The 18,740-nt window shown below is 67.1% G+C and carries 17 protein-coding genes; 7 read left to right on the forward strand and 10 right to left on the reverse strand.

Going from position 1 to position 18,740, the window contains the following annotated elements; genetic code table 11:
* Nucleotides 1–300: 300 nt before the first annotated feature.
* The 7 genes from D7X30_RS07915 to D7X30_RS07945 all read left to right on the forward strand — a co-directional run bounded on the left by D7X30_RS07915 (nucleotide 301) and on the right by D7X30_RS07945 (nucleotide 9,009).
* Entirely contained in the window at nucleotides 301–2,043 is a 1,743-nt protein-coding gene (locus tag D7X30_RS07915) for a class I SAM-dependent DNA methyltransferase (RefSeq protein ID WP_120562221.1), read from the forward strand.
* Nucleotides 2,040–3,293, forward strand: coding sequence for a restriction endonuclease subunit S (locus D7X30_RS07920; RefSeq protein ID WP_120562222.1), 1,254 nt, complete (start codon nucleotides 2,040–2,042; stop codon nucleotides 3,291–3,293). Before D7X30_RS07915 ends, D7X30_RS07920 begins: the two co-directional genes overlap by 4 nt.
* Nucleotides 3,290–6,409 carry a type I restriction endonuclease subunit R gene (locus tag D7X30_RS07925; protein ID WP_120562223.1) on the forward strand — a complete coding sequence of 1,040 codons (3,120 nt, stop codon included), beginning with the start codon at nucleotides 3,290–3,292 and terminating at the stop codon, nucleotides 6,407–6,409. The genes D7X30_RS07920 and D7X30_RS07925 overlap by 4 nt, the downstream gene beginning before the upstream one ends.
* Nucleotides 6,410–6,626: 217 nt before the next feature.
* Nucleotides 6,627–7,808 (forward strand): hypothetical protein, encoded by a 1,182-nt coding sequence (locus D7X30_RS07930; protein WP_233591448.1) that lies wholly within the window; start codon nucleotides 6,627–6,629, stop codon nucleotides 7,806–7,808.
* Nucleotides 7,805–8,155, forward strand: a complete 351-nt coding sequence (locus D7X30_RS07935) for a DUF2019 domain-containing protein (protein WP_120562609.1) — start codon at nucleotides 7,805–7,807, stop codon at nucleotides 8,153–8,155. Before D7X30_RS07930 ends, D7X30_RS07935 begins: the two co-directional genes overlap by 4 nt.
* 109 nt (nucleotides 8,156–8,264) lie before the next feature.
* The gene (locus D7X30_RS07940; RefSeq protein ID WP_120562225.1) at nucleotides 8,265–8,615 is read left to right on the forward strand and encodes a DUF2019 domain-containing protein; all 351 of its coding nucleotides are present in this window, start codon (nucleotides 8,265–8,267) and stop codon (nucleotides 8,613–8,615) included.
* Nucleotides 8,616–8,634: 19 nt separating this feature from the next.
* The gene (locus D7X30_RS07945; RefSeq protein WP_120562226.1) at nucleotides 8,635–9,009 is read left to right on the forward strand and encodes a DUF2019 domain-containing protein; all 375 of its coding nucleotides are present in this window, start codon (nucleotides 8,635–8,637) and stop codon (nucleotides 9,007–9,009) included.
* Between the two features lie 45 nt (nucleotides 9,010–9,054).
* Here D7X30_RS07945 and D7X30_RS07950 read toward each other — a convergent pair whose 3' ends face one another.
* The 10 genes from D7X30_RS07950 to D7X30_RS07995 all read right to left on the reverse strand — a co-directional run bounded on the left by D7X30_RS07950 (nucleotide 9,055) and on the right by D7X30_RS07995 (nucleotide 18,735).
* Nucleotides 9,055–9,963 (reverse strand): MerR family transcriptional regulator, encoded by a 909-nt coding sequence (locus tag D7X30_RS07950; RefSeq protein WP_120562227.1) that lies wholly within the window; start codon nucleotides 9,961–9,963, stop codon nucleotides 9,055–9,057.
* 12 nt (nucleotides 9,964–9,975) lie between these two features.
* A complete protein-coding gene (locus D7X30_RS07955) occupies nucleotides 9,976–10,836 on the reverse strand; it encodes a MerR family transcriptional regulator (protein ID WP_120562228.1) in 861 nt (286 codons plus the stop codon).
* Entirely contained in the window at nucleotides 10,833–11,510 is a 678-nt protein-coding gene (locus D7X30_RS07960) for a lysophospholipid acyltransferase family protein (RefSeq protein ID WP_120562229.1), read from the reverse strand. Before D7X30_RS07960 ends, D7X30_RS07955 begins: the two co-directional genes overlap by 4 nt.
* Nucleotides 11,507–11,854, reverse strand: a complete 348-nt coding sequence (locus D7X30_RS07965; protein WP_120562230.1) for a lycopene cyclase domain-containing protein — start codon at nucleotides 11,852–11,854, stop codon at nucleotides 11,507–11,509. The genes D7X30_RS07960 and D7X30_RS07965 overlap by 4 nt, the downstream gene beginning before the upstream one ends.
* The gene (locus D7X30_RS07970; RefSeq protein ID WP_120562231.1) at nucleotides 11,851–12,234 is read right to left on the reverse strand and encodes a lycopene cyclase domain-containing protein; all 384 of its coding nucleotides are present in this window, start codon (nucleotides 12,232–12,234) and stop codon (nucleotides 11,851–11,853) included. Before D7X30_RS07970 ends, D7X30_RS07965 begins: the two co-directional genes overlap by 4 nt.
* Nucleotides 12,231–13,349, reverse strand: a complete 1,119-nt coding sequence (locus D7X30_RS07975; protein ID WP_120562232.1) for a glycosyltransferase — start codon at nucleotides 13,347–13,349, stop codon at nucleotides 12,231–12,233. Before D7X30_RS07975 ends, D7X30_RS07970 begins: the two co-directional genes overlap by 4 nt.
* 409 nt (nucleotides 13,350–13,758) lie before the next feature.
* On the reverse strand, nucleotides 13,759–14,718 hold the full coding sequence (locus D7X30_RS07980) for a carotenoid 1,2-hydratase (RefSeq protein ID WP_120562233.1): 960 nt from the start codon (nucleotides 14,716–14,718) through the stop codon (nucleotides 13,759–13,761).
* Nucleotides 14,715–16,166: an NAD(P)/FAD-dependent oxidoreductase gene (locus D7X30_RS07985; protein ID WP_120562234.1), complete on the reverse strand. Its 1,452-nt coding sequence runs from the start codon at nucleotides 16,164–16,166 to the stop codon at nucleotides 14,715–14,717. The genes D7X30_RS07980 and D7X30_RS07985 overlap by 4 nt, the downstream gene beginning before the upstream one ends.
* Nucleotides 16,163–17,197: a phytoene/squalene synthase family protein gene (locus tag D7X30_RS07990; protein WP_120562235.1), complete on the reverse strand. Its 1,035-nt coding sequence runs from the start codon at nucleotides 17,195–17,197 to the stop codon at nucleotides 16,163–16,165. The genes D7X30_RS07985 and D7X30_RS07990 overlap by 4 nt, the downstream gene beginning before the upstream one ends.
* A complete protein-coding gene (locus D7X30_RS07995) occupies nucleotides 17,194–18,735 on the reverse strand; it encodes an NAD(P)/FAD-dependent oxidoreductase (protein ID WP_120562236.1) in 1,542 nt (513 codons plus the stop codon). Before D7X30_RS07995 ends, D7X30_RS07990 begins: the two co-directional genes overlap by 4 nt.
* Between the last annotated feature and the right edge of the window lie 5 nt (nucleotides 18,736–18,740).

Consider the following 18,740-nt stretch of genomic DNA (forward strand, 5'->3'; position numbering starts at 1 on the left):
TGGACAAGGCGTCCAGGTCTTTCGCATACAAGATAGCCCTTCGCGCTCGCTGTATCAGCGGAGCTCAAGCGCGCGATTGAGAGAGCCGGGCACCTGGGAGTCGCTTTCGAGCGCGTGACGGGTCCGCAACGCACACCCTGAGTGAGGAGCGCTCCACGGGCCAGCGGGCCTGAAGTGCCTCTCTTGAGGATGGCCGTCCCTGATCGGCCGCTGCTACCATGACCGGGATTGCCCCGGAGCGGCCTCCGCATGCTGCAACCCGCTCCCCCTTCGCTCCGGGTGCCTGGAAAGAATGCCGTCATGAGTGAGCCGAACCTCTCTTCCTTCATCTGGTCGGTCGCGGACCTGCTGCGCGGTGACTACAAGCAGTCCGAATACGGGAAGGTCATCCTCCCGTTCACGGTGCTGCGGCGCCTCGACTGCGTGCTCGAACCCACGAAGGCCGCCGTCCTCGCGGAGAAGGTGGTCCGCGAGAAGGCGAAGCTCAACCCCGAGCCCTTCCTGCTCAAGAAGTCCGGCCAGCACTTCTTCAACACGTCGCCACTCGACCTGAAGAAGCTCATGGGCGACCAGCACAACATTGGCGAAAACCTGCGCGCCTACGTGCAGGGCTTCTCCCCCTCCGTGCGGGACATCTTCGAGCGCTTCGAGTTCCACGCGCAGATCGACAGGCTGTCGAAGGCCGGGCTGCTGTACCTGGTGACGGAGAAGTTCGCGAACATCGACCTGCACCCGCGCGTCGTGAACAACGCGCAGATGGGTTCGGTGTTCGAGGAACTGATCCGCAAGTTCGCTGAACTGTCGAACGAGACCGCCGGAGAGCACTTCACACCTCGCGAAGTCATCCGGCTCATGGTCAACCTCCTCTTCATCGAGGACGACGACGCGCTCGTGAAGCCCGGCATCGTGCGCCACCTGTACGACCCGACAGCGGGCACTGGCGGCATGTTGAGCGTGGCCGGCGAGCACCTGGCCGAGATGAATCCAAATGCCCGCCTCGTCATGTATGGACAGGAGCTGAACCCCGAGTCCTACGCCATCTGCAAGGCGGACATGCTCATCAAGGGGCAGGACGTCGCCAACATCGTCTTCGGCAACACGCTCTCCGCGGATGGGCATCCCGGCAAGCACTTCGACTACATGCTGTCGAATCCGCCGTTCGGCGTGGAGTGGAAGAAGATCGAGAAGGAGGTCCGCAAGGAGGCCGAGCAGCAGGGGTTCAACGGCCGCTTCGGCCCGGGTCTGCCGCGCGTGAGCGATGGCTCGCTGCTGTTCCTCCTGCACCTGGTGTCGAAGATGCGGCCGGAGAAGGACGGTGGAAGCCGCTTCGGCATCGTCCTCAACGGCTCGCCGCTCTTCACGGGTGGGGCGGGTTCGGGTGAGAGCGAGATCCGCCGCTACATGCTGGAGAACGATCTGGTGGAGGCCATCATCGGCCTGCCCACGGACATGTTCTACAACACAGGCATCAGCACCTATGTGTGGATCGTGAGCAACCGGAAGCCTGCCCAGCGCAAGGGCAAGGTCCAGCTCATCGACGCGAGCAACTTCTTCCAGAAGATGCGCAAGAGCCTTGGCAGCAAGCGCAAGGAACTGAGTCCCGAGCACATCAAGGACATCACGCGCATCTTCGGCGCCTTCAAGAAGGTGACGCGGGAAGGCGTACCCATCAGCCGCATCTTCAAGAACGAAGACTTCGGCTACCGCACCATCACGGTCGAGCGTCCCGAGCGTGACCACAAGGGCCATCCGGTCCTGGGCACGAAAGGGAAGGGCAAGGGCAAGCCCATGGCGGACGCGAACCTGCGCGACACGGAGAACGTCCCGCTCTCCGAGGATGTGGAGACGTACTTCCAGCGTGAGGTGGTGCCCCATGCGCCGGATGCCTGGATTGACCACGAGAAGACGAAGGTGGGTTACGAGATTCCCTTCAACCGGCACTTCTATGTCTTCAAGCCGCCGCGTCCGCTCGCGGAGATTGATGCTGAACTGAAGGGCGTTACCGACCGCATCCTCACGATGATCGGAGGGCTGTCGAAATGACCTTTCCTCGCTACCCCGAGTACAAGGACAGCGGTGTCCCCTGGTTGGGTGAAGTTCCCGCCCATTGGGAAGTCTGTTCGTTGAAGCGGATTGTTAGGATGCAGAGCGGCGATTCAATAACCAGTGAAGTCATTGACGAGACCGGCGAATTTCCCGTGTATGGCGGAAATGGTCTTCGAGGCTATGGATCGCGGTTCACGCATGACGGGAATTTTGTCCTCATTGGGCGACAAGGCGCCTTGTGTGGGAATATCAATTACGCTGTGGGGAAATTCTGGGCATCCGAGCATGCGATCGTCGTTTCGCCAATCAAGCCCGTTATAACCAAGTGGCTAGGCGAGTTACTTCGCGCAATGAATCTGAATCAATATTCAATCTCGGCAGCCCAGCCAGGCCTATCGGTGGATTCTATTGCGCGTCTCACGACTTGTGTTCCATCCACGCAGGAACAGGCTGCGATTGCGAATTTTCTTGAGCGCGAGGCATCCAAGATCGATGAGTTGGTGGCCGAACAGCAACGATTGCTCGAACTGCTAAATGAAAAACGTGAAGCCGTCATCTCCCACGCCGTCACCAAGGGGCTGAACCCTGACGCGTCCATGAAGCCCTCGGGCGTCGAATGGTTGGGTGAGGTGCCTGCGCACTGGGAAGTTATGCAAAGTCGAAGGCTCTTCAAAGTGCGAAATGAACCTGCCCACGAATCAGACAGGCAACTAACAGCCTCCCAGAAACACGGAATACTGCTTCAGTCCGAATTCGTTGAATCCGAAGGTCGAAGAGTTGTTGAGGTCATAAAAGGAGCAGACAGCCTTAAGCATGTCGAGCCAAATGACTTTGTAATCAGCATGAGGAGCTTCCAGGGAGGCATTGAATGGAGCAGGCTTCGCGGCTCAATAAGCTGGCACTACGTAATGCTTACCCCCATCAAGAGCGTGCATGGGCCATTCTTCGCATACTTACTCAAAAGCCCTGGATACATTCAGGCACTCCGGTCAACAGCCGACCTAATTAGAGACGGCCAGGAACTAAGGTATTCGCATTTCATACAGGTTGACCTACCGCTTATTCCAATCAACGAACAGGCAAGAATAGCTAGCTTTCTTGATCATGAGACAGCGAAGATTGATGCCCTCATGGCCGAAGCTCAGCGCGCCATCGACCTTCTCCAAGAACGCCGCACCGCCCTAATCTCCGCCGCTGTCACCGGCCAGATCGACGTTCGCGCCATCGCCGGAAAGGCCGCAGCGTGAGCCTCCACAAGGAAATCAGTTTCGAGTCCGAGATCTGCACCCACCTCGCGTCTCACGGTTGGCTCCATGCGGACAAAGACGCAACCCACTACGACCGTCAACGCGCGCTCTTCCCCGCCGACGTCCTCGCCTGGGTGCAGGCCACCCAGCCCAAAGCCTGGGAGACGCTGACGAAGAACCACGGCAGCAATGCCGGGGAAACACTGCTCAATCGCCTGCGTGACCAGCTCAACCAACGTGGCACACTCGACGTCCTGCGCCACGGCATCGAATTGCTGGGCCTCAAGCAGCCGCTCAAGCTGGCCGAGTTCAAGCCCGCGCTCGCCATCAACCCCGACATCCTCGCGCGCTACGAAGCCAACAGGCTGCGCGTGGTGCGGCAGGTGCACTACTCCGTTCACAACGAGAACAGCATCGACCTGGTGCTCTTCCTCAACGGCCTTCCGGTCGCGACGGCCGAGCTGAAGACCAACTTCACCCAGAGCGTCACGGACGCCATCGACCAATACCGCTTCGACCGCCTGCCGCACCCCAAGGGGCAGGCCGCCGAACCGCTGCTCTCCTTCCCGAGCGGCGCGCTGGTGCACTTCGCCGTGAGCAACAGCGAAGTCCACATGGTGACGCGGCTCGATGGACCGGCGACCGGGTTCCTGCCCTTCAACCAGGGCGACGACGGCGGCGCGGGCAACCCTGTGAACCCGTCCGGCGGACACCGCACCGCATACCTGTGGGAGCAGGTCTGGGCGCGCGAGAGCTGGCTCGAAATCCTGGGCCGCTACCTCATTGGCCAGCGTGATGCCAGGAAGCAGCTCAGCCGGATTCTCTTCCCGCGCTACCACCAACTGGACGTCACCCGGAAGCTCCAGGCCGCCGTGCTCGCGGACGGGCCCGGCACGAAGTACCTCGTCCAGCACTCGGCCGGTTCGGGGAAGACGAACTCCATCGCCTGGACGGCGCACTTCCTGGCCGAGCTGCACGACGCCCAGCACCAGAAGGTCTTCGACACGGTGCTGGTCGTCTCCGACCGCAACGTCATCGACTCCCAGCTTCAGGAGGCCATCTTCGACTTCGAGCGCACGACCGGCGTGGTGGCGACCATCACCAACAAGGACGGAAGCAAGAGCGGCAAGCTCGCCGAGGCGCTCTCCGGCAAGAAGAAGATCGTCGTCTGCACCGTCCAGACGTTCCCCTTCGCCATCGAGGAAGTGCGGCGGCTGGCCGCGACGCAGGGCAAACGCTTCGCGGTCATCGCCGACGAGGCCCACAGCTCACAGACCGGAGAGACGGCCTCCAAGCTCAAGGCCGTCCTCTCCCCCGCGGAGCTGGCGGAGCTCAACGACGGCGGAGAGGTGAGCAGCGAGGACCTCCTCACCGCGCAGATGTCCTCACGCGCCAATGACGCAGGCATCACGTTCGTCGCGTTCACAGCCACGCCGAAGAGCAAGACCCTGGAGATCTTCGGCACCCGGCCGGACCCGTCGCGCAAGCCCGCGCCCGACAACGTCCCGGTCCCCTTCCACGTCTACTCCATGCGGCAGGCCATCGAGGAGAAGTTCATCCTCGACGTGCTGAAGAACTACACGCCCTACAGCCTTGCCTTCAGGCTCGCCCACGAAGGCAAGGCGGTGGACGAGAAGGAGGTGGAGAAGAGCGCCGCGCTGAAGCGGATCATGGGCTGGGTGAGGCTCCACCCCTACAACATCGCGGAGAAGGTGCGGATCGTGGTGGAGCACTACCGCGCGCACGTGGCTCCGCTGCTCGACGGCAAGGCCAAGGCGATGGTCGTCGTCGCCAGCCGGCTCGAAGCCGTGCGCTGGCAGCTCGCCATCGAGAAGTACATCCAGGAGCATGGCTACAAGCTGGGAACGCTGGTGGCGTTCTCCGGAGAGGTCGTGGACCCGGAGTCGGGCCCGGAGCCGTTCACGGAGAACAGCCGGACGCTGAATCCCCACCTGAAGGGACGCGACATCCGGGAGGCGTTCAAGGGCGGCGAGTACCAGGTACTGCTCGTCGCCAACAAGTTCCAGACCGGCTTCGACCAGCCGCTGCTCTGCGGCATGTACGTGGACAAGCGGCTGGCGGGAATCCAGGCGGTCCAGACACTCTCCCGGCTGAACCGGGCACATCCCGGCAAGGACACGACGTACATCGTCGATTTCATCAACGACGCGGCCGACATCCTCGAAGCCTTCAAGACGTACTACACGACGGCGGAGCTGGCGGCCACGACCGACCCGAACGTGGTGTTCAACCTGCGCGCGAAGCTCGACGCCGCTGGCTACTACGATGACTTCGAGGTCGAGCGTGTGGTGGGGGCGGAGCTGAACCCCGGCTCGAAGCAGAGCGATCTCATCAAGGCTGTCGAGCCGGTGCTGGACCGTCTGATGAAGCGCTTCAAGGCCGCGCAGGAGGCCTTCAGGGCAGCGGATGAAAGCGCCAACGCGAAGGCCCGCAAGGACGCCAGGGCCGAGCTGGATGCGCTCGTCCTCTTCAAGTCGGACATGGGCGCGTTCTTGCGGCTCTACACCTTCCTCTCGCAGATCTTCGACTACGGCAGCACCGCCATCGAGAAGCGGGCCATCTTCTACCGGCGCCTGTTACCGCTCCTGGAGTTCGGGCGCGAGCGCGAGGACATCGATCTTTCGAAGGTCAAGCTCACGCACTACACCCTGAAGGAGAAGGCCAAGGCCCCGATGCTGCTCGCCGTGGGAGAGAAGCCGACGCTCTTTCCGGCGACGGAGGCAGGCGCGGGCAGCGTGCAGGAGAAGGAGCGCGCGCGGCTCAACGAGATCATCGAGCGGGTGAACACGCTGTTCGAAGGCGAGCTGTCGGATCAGGACAAGCTCGTCTACGTGAACAACGTCTTGCTGGGAAAGCTGCTGGAGTCTCCCACACTGGCCCAACAGGCCGCGAACAACTCCAAGGAACAGTTCGCGAACTCGCCTGACCTCCAAGAGGAGATCATGAGCGCCATCATCGCCGCGCTCGACGCGCATGCGCTGATGAGCAAGCAGGCGTTGGACTCCAAGACAGTCCGGGACGGCATCAAGGACATCCTGCTCAACCATTCGATGCTGTGGGAAGCCCTGCGCTCCAAAGGAGCAAGCCACAGGTGACGGCCGTCGGTGGTGAGCCCGCTTCCTTCTGCGATTGGATCTCCTGATGCGGCTTCCATGGCTGGTGCTGTCTCTGCTCTGGGCGCTGGTCGGGTGTAGCAGTGCGACGAAGGCCGTCCGGCTCGACACGGGGCGCGGTGCGCCTGTCGTCCACGTGCCTCGTGCGGATGGAACGGCCCGGCCGGTCCCGCTTGATTCGGGGACTCTGAAGGAGGCCGTGGCGCGGCTGGCCCCGGGGCTCCGGTTGTCACCCAGGGCCCAGGATGCGGCCCGGCGCCTCTTCGAGGTGGAGCCCCGGAGCGGTTCGTACCTGATGGATGTGCAGCGCCGCCGCATCACGCCGCTCGGGCCGGGTGAGCACCTGTCCTCCGAGCAGACGCAGCCAGACGTGGAGCTGACCCGCGCCTATTTGCGCTGGTGCGGGCGGACCGGACGGGCCGGTGACTGTCTGGGACTGCTGAAGGAGAGCCCGGTCATCACGGGGGACGCGCGCTTCGCCCTGGCGCTCGCGTTGGCGAAGGGGGCGGTGCTGGACGAACTGTGGGACGCCGTGAAGGACATGGCGAATCCCGAAGCACTGATACAGGCCGCTTTGTGGACAGCGGTCACGTATGCGCTGCTCTGGACCGTGCCTGAGCCCGCGACGAAGGGCGTGGCGGCGGTGCTCTCGGCAGGGCTCATCGCCTACGTGGGCATCGACACGTTCTGGGCACTCATCCAGGGCTTCCGGCACCTGATGGCCGAGTCGGACGCAGCGCTGACATTCGACGAACTGCGCGGGGCGGGAGAGCGATTCGGCAAGGTGATGGGCCGGCAGGCGGCGCGGGCGTTCGTGATGCTGGCGACCGCGGCCATTGGAAGCACGGGGGCGACGCTGGGGGTGAAGCTTCCGGGCCTGCCAGGGGCGGCCCAGGCCGCGGTCCGGTCCGAGGCTGAAGCAGGCGTGGTCTACGCGGCCGTGGGGCAGGTCGAGACGGTTGCCATCGCCGCTGACGGCTTCACGGTCGGCCTCGCGCCGGGCGCCGTGGCCATGTCATCGAATGGAACGCACGGCGGTGGGAGCGCTTCCACTGGATACAAGGCCTGGCAGACACACCGGGGCATGACGAAGGCACGAGGGAGCGCGGGCACGAACAGGGAGTGGCACCACGTCGTCGAGCAGACCGAGGGGAACGTTCGCCGGTTCGGGCCTGACGCGATACACAATACCGAGAATGTCATCGCCCTGGACAAGACGCTCCACGACCTGGTCAGCGCGTTCTATTCAAGGAAGCGTGCCTTCATTACCGGCTCTCCGGATATGACGATTCGAGAGTGGCTGAGTACGCAATCGTATGCGGCTCAGCGGGAGTTTGGCTTGCTCGCAATTGAGAACATCAAGGCTGGGATGTGGCGATGACCCTGGAAGCCCTTGTCAAGCAGTTTGCCGACAACGTTGCCGCGCAGACTGATGCCATTTTCAAGCCTGGGGCCGACCCTGACGATCGCCATGGTGACCTCTACATCCAAGCGTTCAAAGAGCTTCGTGCACTTGGAGATTCCGGTCGTGAGGCGCTTGCGAGCCTCTTCACGCATCCGAGGGCCGATGTCAGGGTCGCGGCTGCTTCATTTTTGCTTCGCTATCGAACCGCCGAAGCCAAAGCTATTTTGGATGAGGTGGCTCAGCGAAAGGGGTTCTTTGCTTTCGAGGCGGGGCAGGCACTGAAGCGCTGGGAGGAGGGCACTTGGGCACTGGACCCAGAATAGCGAGCGGTCCGTTCGTAAATGGCTTCGCGGACCGACTTGTGGGATTCAAAGAGCCCTCAAGCGATGAGCCCCCTTGCGCGGATTGGGAACGACAAGACAGGAATCGGGCATGAGCTCGGATACACTTGTTGAACACTTTGCCGAGCATGTCGCGGCACAGACGGACGCAATCTTCCAGGTGGGTGCGGACCCCGAGGACAAGCATGGCGACCGATACATCGCGGCTTTGGATGAACTCCGTGCCCGAGGTAACGAAGGAAGAGAGGCGCTTTGCATCCTCCTGAAACACCCCAGGATGGACGTGAGGGCCACGGCTGCTGCCTTCCTGCTCCGTTACCGCACCGCCGAAGCCAGAGCGGTGTTGGAGGAGGCTGCAAAAGGAGAGGGGCTCGTTGCCTTTGGCGCCCAACAGACGCTGCAAGGGTGGGAAGAAGGCGTCTGGGACCTGGATCCGGAATAGCGGCGGGCCCCGCTTGAGCATGAAGACCCAGGACTTCAAGGCATTAGGAACAGAGGGGTTGATTGCGCGTTTTCGCGAGGTTTCAGCCAGGCACGGGCGCTTGCTGAACGCGCGCGACACTCGGGCTGCGAACAAGGACTACCGTCTCGCGGCAGCCGTCAGGAAAGAGCTGCGTACCCGTGGGCCCGATGCGGAGAAGCGCCTGCTGGTATTGCTGACCGATCCGGAGCCAGGGACGCGGTATTGGGCCGCGACGGCCGCCCTGGGCTTCGCGCCCAGCGACGCAGAACGTGCGCTTGCCATGTTGGCGGAGCCGCCGCCGACTCTGCTGAGTGTGAGTGCGGCGATGCCCCTGCGCGCGTGGAAGAACGGAACCCTTCCCCTGGAAGAGTAGAACCGTTCCAGTGGGTATGTCGGATGCGTGGAGGCCCCTGGGCGCTCAGCCTGCCATCCGCGTCCAATCGTCTTCGTGAGCGAAGAGCCTCACGCCCAGGCGTTCACAGACGTCCGCGTGCGCCTGGGCGGCGGGGCCTCCCACCCAGAGGGGCAGCCCCTTGGGCAGCGCGGCCTGGATGCGCGTCAGCACATCCTCGAACACCGTGGCGCCCCGGTTCGTCACCGCCGACAGGCCCACCACGTCTGGCTTTGCCCACGCCACCGTCTCGCCCAGTCCTTCCGCCGGCACGCGCTGCCCCAACAGCGTCACGCGCACCCCCGTGTGGCGCAGCCGCAGCGCCGCGCCCAACAGGCCAATCTCGTGCTCCTCCTCCGGGAAGCACGCCAGCACCGCGTGCTTGCGCCCTCCCCGGGGTGCACCGTGCAGCAGGCTCACCAGCCGCTCGCGCACCACCTGCGTCACCAGGTGCTCCTGCGCCACCGTGAGGGTCCCCGCATGCCAGCGGTCGCCCACCTCGCGCTGCACCGGCACCAGCACGTCCTCGAAGGCCTTCAACGGCGGCAGCGCTGTCAGCACCTCGTCCAGGATGCGCACGACGCGGGGTTGGTCATACGCCTCGGCCGCGGCCAGCACCGCCGCGCGCCATGTCTCCGGCTGCGAGCCGGAGCCGGTCCGCGCCTGGGGACTCTCGGCGGACGGAGGAGTCACCACGTCCAGCTCCGCGCGCAGTTGGGGCACCAGCTTCGCCGCCTCGCTGATGGCCACCCCCTCGTCCGTCAGCGCCTTGAGCCGCTTGAGCAGGGCCACGTCGCGGTCGGTGTAGACGCGGTAGCCCGCGGGCGTGCGCTCCGGCTCGAGCACCCCGTAGCGGCGCTCCCAGGCCCGGATGAGCTCCACCCGGACCCCCGACAGCTCCGCGGCGATGTGGATGCGATAGGTGCGCTCAGCCATGGTGTGCGTGCTTTACGGTCGGTTTTGCGCGTTTCGCGCCTGCTGCCAGACGGCGATGAGCTCCTCCGCGGACTCCGCATACTGCGCGCCCAGGGTGAACAACGTCTTCAGGTGCTCCCGCGCCCCAGGCCCGCCTACCACCACCGGCGCCGGCGCGCACGCATGCATCGCTCCGGACAACACCGCGACGAAGTCGTCCGAATCCCGGCGGCGGATGAACGACAGCGCCACCAGGTCCGGGCGCACCAGCAAACACGCCCCCTCCAACGCCTCCGAGGGCGTGTCCGCGCCCAGCAGCGTCACCCGCCAGCCCCGCGCCTTCAGGTGCACTCCCAGCGCCAGCAGCCCACCCTCGTGGTGGTCCCTCGCCGGACACGCCAGGAGCGCCCGGGGCCCCTCCCCCACGCGCTCCATTCCCGCCAGCAGCATGCGCAGCCGCTGCCGCACCAGCGCGGACGCCAGGTGCTCGCGGGCCACGTCCAGGCGGGAGGCCATCTCGCGCAGAAAAGGAATGAGGACCGTGTCGCAATACGTGGTCGCGCCCAGCCCCACCTGGGCCGCGGACAGCGCCGCGTCCGCGGCCTCCGCGTCCAGCACCATCACCGCCGCCCAGAAGCGCTCCAGGTGCCGCGCTTCCGGCGGGACAGTTGTCCGGGGCTCGTCGCGCACCTGGGCGATGGCCTCGCTCACCGAGAGGCCCTCCTCCATCAGCTTCGCCACCCGGCGGACAGCCTCCACCTCGTCACGTGAATAGACGCGGTAGTTGTTCTCGCTGCGCTCCGGGCGCGGGAAGCCATGGCGGCGCTCCCAGGCGCGCAGCGTGGCCTCGCGGATGCCGGTGAGCCGGGCGATGGTGCGGATGCGCAGACTCATGGGCCCAGGCCTCGCGCGCGGTCCCAGCGCTCCGCCACGCCTCGCGCCCCCGACACCTTTTGCGTGAAGCCCTCCAGGCTCGTGGCCTCGGACACCCGCCGCACCACCGCTTCCAACCCACTCTGGAAGCGCTCCAGCGGACCGGCCTCGTGGACCTCGCCCACCTCCAGCAACACGTCCGGCCGCTCGTGCTCGAAGAAGGCGTAGCGGATGGCGATGGGCACGCACTCCGCCTTCGCCGCGCGGGCGAGCAACTCCACGCCGCGCTCCAGCTTCAGCGGGTGGACGCCGAAGGGCCGGTGCTCGCCTTCCGGAAAGACACACACGGCCGCGCGTGGCTTGCGCAGCAATTCCTTCGCGTACCGCAGCGAGGAAAGGGACGACATCGCGTCCTGCTTGCGGATGCTGAAGGCGCCCATCTTCGTGTGGAAGGGATAGCGGCGCAGGTTCTCCTCGTCCATGAGGCAGTACCCGTCCCAGTTCGCCGCCTGGCAGAGCTGGTGCAACACGAAGCCGTCCCACCAGTTGGAGTGGTTCAGGTAGACGAGCCGGCCCACGCCATCGGCGGGCAGCTCGCCGCGCACCCACAGGCCCCGGAACGTCGAGCGGACCTTCCACCCGATGTACCGGTCCACCGCCCACCCGAAGGGCCCACCCTTGGCCGCGCGAATCAAGACGCCCGAGCCTCCCTGAGCCGCAGGAGCGCCGTGAACAGCGCGAGCCCCAGCGACACCAGCACGCTCGTGATGAGGAAGAAGAGGATCTCCTCCAGCGGCACTGCGCCAATGTACACGCCCACGTGCCGTCCCTCTCCGAAGTTCCAGATGCCGGTGGAGATGGCCAGGTGGTCCGCGATGGACAGGTACACGCCCACGACCAGGGCCGGGGGCAGCACCGCGCGCAGCACCTCGCCCGAGCGGGACTTGTAGTGGTTCACGAGCACCGCCAGCTGGATGGCGATGACGGGCAGCGTCCACCCCAGCAGGTGGATGAGGTACGCCCAGCGTGTCTCCATCATGGCGATACCTCGGAGGGCTCCAGGGCCCGCTCCGTGCGGACGGGCTTCTGCTCTTGAGACACGGGCTGAGGCTTCTTCGCCAGCACACGCTCCAACCGGTCGCGCGCCCACAGGCCCACGAGCAGCGTCTGGAGGCCGAAGAAGAGGTACTCCTCCAGCGGCAGGTAGCCCAGCTTCACGCCCCAGATGCGCTCCGGGTCGAAGCCCCACAGGCCCCACTTCACGGCCATGTTGTCCCACGGCGACGTGGCCGCGTAGACGATGATGAGCAGCAAGCCCAGGGGCGCGAGCCCCCGCCACGACAGCGTGCGGCGGTAGCGCACGAGCAGGAACAGGATGGGCAGGACGACGAAGAGCCCCAGGAAGCGCGCGTAGGTCATCCCGGGCCCCCACTCCACTGCGACGCCACCCGCACCATGCGTCCCCCAGCTTCCAGCGCGTAGGTATGGCCGCGCCAGGTCACCCTCCCCTGCCGCGTCAGCGAGGCCGCGAAGGCCGCGAGCAGCAGCAACTCACCCTGCACCCAGTCCGTCAGCGCGTGGCCCCGGTCCGCTTCCGAGGGCACGCGGCTCAACACGGCGAGGCGCAGCGACAGCAGCGTGCGCACGGCGACGAGCGCCGCCACCGCGAGCCATACGGTGACCTCATGGAGCCACGCGGCGAGCAGCAGCAGCGGCACGGTGGGCGTGAAGAGCAGCGGCACGGTGGGATACAGACCCGGCCGGTGGCTCGCGAGCACCTGCATCCACCGCGTGAAGCGCTCCAAAGGCACACGCCAGGATGCCCCGTTGGCGACAGGCACCCACGCGGGCGCGGGGCTCAGCGCCACGTCCAGTCCCTGCGCGTGAAGCCGCTTCGCCAGCTCCAGGTCCTCGCCAATGTGGTCCGACAGTCCGGCCAGCTCTTCCGCCGCGCGCGGTGACAGCCCGAGCGCCTTGCCGCACACGGCCTGCGCGCCCGCGCTCATCGCGTGCAGCGCGCGGAAGCTGTGATGCGTGTAGCGAAGCAGCCCCGCCATCGCGCGGCCCGCCGCGTCCACCGCGCCCACGGGCGTGGGAGCGGCGGTGCTCAAGGCGGCGCCGGCTACAAGGGGAGAGGCAAGGCCCTCCACCAGCGCGCCCGTCACCGCCACGTCCGCGTCCACCGCGAGCACCACCCGTCCGCGAACGTCCAGCGTCTCCAGCGCGTAGAGCAGGTGGCCCACCTTGCGGTTGGGGCACACGGGGTCGCTCGGAAGCCAGCGCACGCCCTCGGCCAGGCGCGGCCGGTACGGCGACAGCACCACCTGCTCCAGCGGCCCCGCGTAGTCGATGGGGTGCGCCAGGTTCTCCAGCTCCAACGGCGTGGGCGCATCCACGGGGCGCAGGAGCAGCACGGAGGGCAGCGCCCCCCCAGCCGTCACGGGTGCACGGCGATACAGCCGCGCCAGCGCCACCGCGCTGAAGCCACCGGCCATCACCGTCCACCCGAGCGTGAAGAAGCCGAGCGCGTTCATGGCGTCCGCCCCTTGCGCTCACGCAACGGAGCCGCACGCGCATGCCGTTCCACGCCCTCGGGCATGGACTCCGCCCACATGGCTGGGAAATGAGAATCCTGCGCGGTCCCCCCGCCGGCGGCGCGCCGCACGAACCTGTCCGACTGTCGGACAGGTTTGGAAACCCCTGGCCCGGCCCCGGCACCTGCCAGGGTCGGGAGGCTTCCGCCCTGTGCGAACAGCGGAAACCTGTCCGACTGTCGGACAGGTTTGGTGACCCCTGGCCCCGCCCCGTTGCGTGCCGTGGTCAGGCGGTTGCTGCGCCATGCGGGCAGCGGGAACCGGTCCGACTGTCGGACAGGTTTGGTGAAGTGCGGGGATGGCCGGGGGCCTGGAGGCATCCAGCTGAGTCCTGCCTGCATGAGCGCGGTCATGCGGCCCTCCCCATGCGCGTGCGGAAGTGCGCCATCCAGCGGATGAACGGGGAATGGAAGCGGCGGAAGTCCGCCACCTCTCCCATCGTGTCCAGCGTGTCCCGCCTCGACTCCAGCCGCGCGTAGAAGGGCGAGGACTCCAGCAGGTGCGGTACGCCCACCACCTCGTCGCCCGTGTGCAGCTTCGAGGGGACGCGCAGCCCCCAGCCCGTCAGGTTCGTGGGACGCGCCTCGGGGTTCGGGCCGCGCTCGCACACCACGCCATTCGACCCCGCCACCATGCGCACCGGCGCCACGCCGTCCGGCAGGTGGTAGTCCACCACCGTGTGGTTCGCGTGGTGCGTGCGCGCCCAGTGCCAGCCGGACAGCCGCGAGCCCAGCAACTCCTGGCCGTGGTTCGTGTCGTGGTAGCCCATCCCCTCGGCCGTCACGCCCAGCGTGGACACCTCCAGCCGCGCCTCCGACCGGGGCGCCAATGCCTGCCAGTAGTGCGGCAGACCCGGCATGAGCTGCACCTCCGTGCCCCGCCCCGTCAGCGGCCGCAACGTCAGGCTGGCGCGCACCGGACGGCCCCACGGCGCCGTCCCGTCATCCACCTCCATGCGCACCGTGCCATCCACCGCGTGCGTCAACGTGGAGCGGCCGATGCGCAGCCGCCCCGGCCCCTGCAACTCCACGCGCGGGTACTCGCTCAGCACCCACAACTTGCGCACACCCTGGTGGTAGAGCGCGAAGTTCACCGCGCTGTACGCCAGCGGATGGCCGCCACGTCGCGCCGCGACGGAGTAACGCGGTGAGAACAACGACCCCAGCATGAAGATGCACACCGCGCTGTACGGCCCGGCGGTCACGTCGGCGTAGAACCAGCGGTACGCCCCCGCCATGTCCGGCAGCGCGGGCAGCGCGCACGACTCCGCCGCGTCGGACAGGCGGTTCTGGGCGAGGACGGACTTCATGCGACCTCCCGCAGGTGCGCGGACGCCATCTGGGCCGCGAACCTGCCCGACAGCATCACCAGCGGCACCCCGCCGCCCGGATGCGTACCGCCGCCCGCGAAGAACAACCCCGGCGTGCCACCCCGGATGCGCGGCCTGCGGAACGGACCGAAGCGGCCATGCGGCAGGAAGCCATAGATGGAACCCCCCGGAGCCCCGCGCGCCGCCAGGTCCACCGGCGAGCGCTGCCCCACCACGCGCACGCGCCCCTTCAACGCCGGGTAGTGCCGGACGAGCTTCTCGAACATCTGCTCGCGCACGCGCTCCGCGCTGGATTCCCAATCGCGCCGCGCCTGCTCCGCCCTGCCCTCCTCCAGCGGCATGGCCGGCGCGTTCACCATCACGAACAACCCCGTGCGGCCCGGTGGCGCCATGCTCGAATCCGTGGCGGACGGGTTGCAGACATACACCGTCGGGTCCGTGGCGAGCTGTCCCGCGAAGAGCTCATCGAACTCCTTCCGGTAGTCCCCGCCAAACATCACCGCGTGGTGCGGCACCGCCGTGCGCCCCTCCACCTCCAGGAGCAGCACGAAGCCGGACAGAGACAGCGGCTCCGACTCCCGGCGCAGCGACGCCAGCGGATCCGCGTTCACCACCACGCTGTCGAACACCTCCGCGACCGGCTCCACTCGGTAGCCTTCGGTGATGCGCTCGAAGCGCGCGCGTGTGTCCAGGTGCACCGTCACGCCCAGCCGCCGCACCGCCTGCCCCAGCGCCTCCACCAGCGCGCCAATGCCGCCGCGCACGTGGTGCACGCCATACGCATGTTCGATGTGCGGGATGAGCGCGAACGCCGCGCTGGACGCGTACGGCGACCCGCCCGCGTAGGTGGCGAAGCGGCCCACGTACTGCCGCAGGTGGTCCGTCTGGAAGTGCTTCGCCGCCAGCGCGTGCAGCGTGTCCAGCTTCATCCCCGCCAGCATCGCGCCGATGCCCCGGCGGGCCACGCGCGCCATGAAGCCGGCCATGCCCTCGAAGGGGGCCTCCAGGTAGGGCTCTCCCGCCGCGCGCCAGATGGCCGCGGCCTCCGCGTAGAAGGAGTGCACGCCCTTGCGCTCCACGGGCCGCAGCTCCGCGGCGCTGTCCGCCATGCGCTCCAGGTCCTTGTACGCCGTGAAGCCGCACCCGTCCGTGAAGTGGTAGGTGCACTGCGGCTCCAGCTCCGTGAACGGCGGCAGCAGGTCCAGCGCGTCCAACTGTTCGAACGTGCCGCGCACCAGCGCCGGCAACGTGAGCAGCGTGGGGCCCGTGTCCAGCGTGAGCCCCTCCACCGCCACCGCCTGCGCCTTGCCGCCCAGGGACGGGCCGCCCTCGAACAGCGTCACCGCGTGGCCCTCCTTCGCCAGGAGTCCCGCGGCCGTCAGCCCGCCAATGCCGCCTCCAATCACCGCCACGCGCGAGGCCTTCATCGCGAGCCTCCCGTGCCCGTGGGCAACAGCGGCACCGGCGCGGACGGCAGGTCCAGGGACGCTTCCGGCAGCGCGGCCCGGGGCCGCAGGAACACTTTCGCCGTCAGCTCCAGCTTGCGCCCCGTCGTCGTGTGGGCCCGGCCGCTGAACACGTCGTAATCCCGCGCTTCGATGTCCCGCAGGATGTCGCCGTAGATGGCGCCCATCAGCCGCACCATGCGCTGGCTGCCAAAGCCCGTGAGGTAGCGCACGCCCGCCGCCGCCCGCGCGTAGTACGCCCGCGCGCGCTGGATTTGAAAGCGCATGAAGTCGCGCCACTTCGCGTCCACCCGCCCCGCCCGCAGGTCGTCCTCGGTGATGCCAAAGGCACGCAGCTCCTCCGAGGGCAGGTACACCCGGCCGCGCTCCAGGTCCTCGCGCACGTCGCGCAGGATGTTGGTGAGCTGCATCGCGCGGCCCAGGTCCGCCGCCGGCTCCACCGCGCGCGAGTCCTCGCAGCCCAGCACCGGCGTCAGCATCAACCCGACCACGCCCGCGACGCGGTAGCAGTACAGGTCCAACTCCTCCCACGTGTCGTAGCGCACCTTCGTCAGGTCCATCTCCATGCCGGAGATGAGGTCCTGGAAGGGCTGCTCCGGAATCCGGTAGTGGTGGATGGTGTGGCGCAGCGCCGCGAACTCGCTCGGGTCCCACGGCGACGGCGCCTCCGCGGAGGGCTGGCGCGCGGAAGGCGGGCCCAGCTCCTTCGAGGCCAGCTCCGGCAGCGGCAGATAGACCTCCGCCACGCGCTCGCGTGCACGAGCCAGCCGCGTCGCCAGGTCCATGGGCGCTTCGCCCGGCAGCGCGCTCTCGCCCGCGTCCACCAGGTCGTCCAGCCGCCGGCAGAAGGCATACAGCGCGAAGGCCGCCTTCCGCCGCTGTCCGAAGAGGAGATACGACGCGAAGAAGAAGCTCTTGGCGTGGTGGCGCGTGACGACCCGTGCGCGCCGGTAGCCCTGAGCGATGAGCGGTTCAGAAGTGGTGACGCTCATGCCGCCACCTCCACCGCAGGAACGCCCGCGCGAGGCGACAGCGCCACGCCCTGCTTGCGCGCCCACGCCGTCAGCCGCTCCGTGACGAGCCGCGCGGAGATGAGCACCGTGGGCAGGCCCGTGCCCGGCTGCGTGGAGGCGCCCACGAAGAAGAGGTTCTTCACACGAGGATCCACGTTGGCCGGACGGAAGGGACCAATCTGGAAGAAGTTCTGCGCCAGCCCGAACGCGCTGCCGCGCGCCAGGTTGTACGTGCCCGCCCAGTCATCCGGGGTGAAGACACGCTCCACTTCGATGTCCGCCTCCAGGTCCGGGTAGCCCAGCTCCGCCATGCGCTGGAACACCTTCGCGCGCACCTTCGGGCCCTCCACCTTCCAGTCCATCCCCGGGTGCTGATGCGGCACGGGCACCAGCACGTAGAGCGAGTCCTTCCCCTCCGGCGCCAGCGACGGGTCCGTGCGCGTGGGCACGTTGACGTAGAAGCTGGGGTCCTCCGGCACACGGAAGCGCTGGAAGATGTCTTCGAACGAGCCCGCGTAGTCCCGGCCGAACATCACGTTGTGATGCAGCAGGCCCGGCACCTTCTTCTTCATGCCCAGGTAGAGCATGTAGCCGCTGGAGGTGAAGCGCAGCTTCTCCCCCCGCTTGAACGGCGCGTCCTTCGGATCCAGCAGCTTCTCGTACGCGTACGGCAGGTCCGCGTTGCAAAGCACGGCGTCCGCGGACACCACTTCGCCGCCCGCGAGCCGCACGCCCGTGGTGCGCCCGCCTTCGGTGAGGATGCGCTCCACCGACTGGCCGTAGTGCAGCGTCACGCCCTCCTCGCGCGCCAGACGCTCCAGCGCGAGCGGAATGGCATAGAGGCCGCCCTTCGGGAACCAGATGCCCACGCCCAGCTCCGTGAAGGGCAACAGGCCATACACCGCGGGCGACTCGAAGGGAGACACGCCCAGGTACATGGTCTGGAACGTCATCGCCGCGCGCAGCCGGTCGTCCTGGAAGTAACGGCTGACGTCCGCGTACATGCGGCGGTGCGCGCGTGCCTTGAAAATCTTGGCCAGCACCCCGGGGGAGAAGTAGTCGCTCACGCCATTGAAGTTGCGGCCCACGAAGTGGTCCAGGCTGATGCGGTACTGCTCACGGCCCTGCGCCATGAAGGCCAGGTAGCGCTGGAAGCTGCCCGGCTCCACGCGCTCCAGCTCGCGGCCCATGGTGCACAGCTCGGACGTGAAGGTGACGTCCGAACCGTCGCGGAAGTGCACCCGGTAGTTCGGGTCGCACCGCACCAGCGTGAGGTAGTCCTCGATGCGGCGGCCCAGCGCGCGGAAGGTCTCCTCGAACACCTCCGGCATCAGCACGATGGTGGGGCCCACGTCCCAGGTGAACCCATCCACCTGGAGCTGGTTGCACCGGCCTCCCGGGCCGTGCGTCTTCTCGAAGACCTGGACGTCGAAGCCCTGCCGCGCGAGCCTCGCCGCCGCGGCCAGCCCGCCCACCCCCGCGCCCACCACCACCACCCGCTTGCCCTGTGCGCTCATGACGG

The organism is Corallococcus sp. AB011P, from assembly GCF_003611605.1.
GTDB classification, from domain to species: domain Bacteria; phylum Myxococcota; class Myxococcia; order Myxococcales; family Myxococcaceae; genus Corallococcus; species Corallococcus coralloides.

Coding starts and splice junctions, on each gene's coding strand:
- D7X30_RS07970 (WP_120562231.1), bottom strand. CDS start 12,234: ATGACCTACGCGCGCTTCCTGGGGCTCTTCGTCGTCCTGCCCATCCTG.
- D7X30_RS07995 (WP_120562236.1), bottom strand. CDS start 18,735: ATGAGCGCACAGGGCAAGCGGGTGGTGGTGGTGGGCGCGGGGGTGGGC.
- D7X30_RS07980 (WP_120562233.1), bottom strand. CDS start 14,718: ATGAAGTCCGTCCTCGCCCAGAACCGCCTGTCCGACGCGGCGGAGTCG.
- D7X30_RS07935 (WP_120562609.1), top strand. CDS start 7,805: ATGACCCTGGAAGCCCTTGTCAAGCAGTTTGCCGACAACGTTGCCGCG.
- D7X30_RS07965 (WP_120562230.1), bottom strand. CDS start 11,854: ATGATGGAGACACGCTGGGCGTACCTCATCCACCTGCTGGGGTGGACG.
- D7X30_RS07990 (WP_120562235.1), bottom strand. CDS start 17,197: ATGAGCGTCACCACTTCTGAACCGCTCATCGCTCAGGGCTACCGGCGC.
- D7X30_RS07940 (WP_120562225.1), top strand. CDS start 8,265: ATGAGCTCGGATACACTTGTTGAACACTTTGCCGAGCATGTCGCGGCA.
- D7X30_RS07915 (WP_120562221.1), top strand. CDS start 301: ATGAGTGAGCCGAACCTCTCTTCCTTCATCTGGTCGGTCGCGGACCTG.
- D7X30_RS07985 (WP_120562234.1), bottom strand. CDS start 16,166: ATGAAGGCCTCGCGCGTGGCGGTGATTGGAGGCGGCATTGGCGGGCTG.
- D7X30_RS07945 (WP_120562226.1), top strand. CDS start 8,635: ATGAAGACCCAGGACTTCAAGGCATTAGGAACAGAGGGGTTGATTGCG.
- D7X30_RS07950 (WP_120562227.1), bottom strand. CDS start 9,963: ATGGCTGAGCGCACCTATCGCATCCACATCGCCGCGGAGCTGTCGGGG.
- D7X30_RS07955 (WP_120562228.1), bottom strand. CDS start 10,836: ATGAGTCTGCGCATCCGCACCATCGCCCGGCTCACCGGCATCCGCGAG.
- D7X30_RS07975 (WP_120562232.1), bottom strand. CDS start 13,349: ATGAACGCGCTCGGCTTCTTCACGCTCGGGTGGACGGTGATGGCCGGT.
- D7X30_RS07920 (WP_120562222.1), top strand. CDS start 2,040: ATGACCTTTCCTCGCTACCCCGAGTACAAGGACAGCGGTGTCCCCTGG.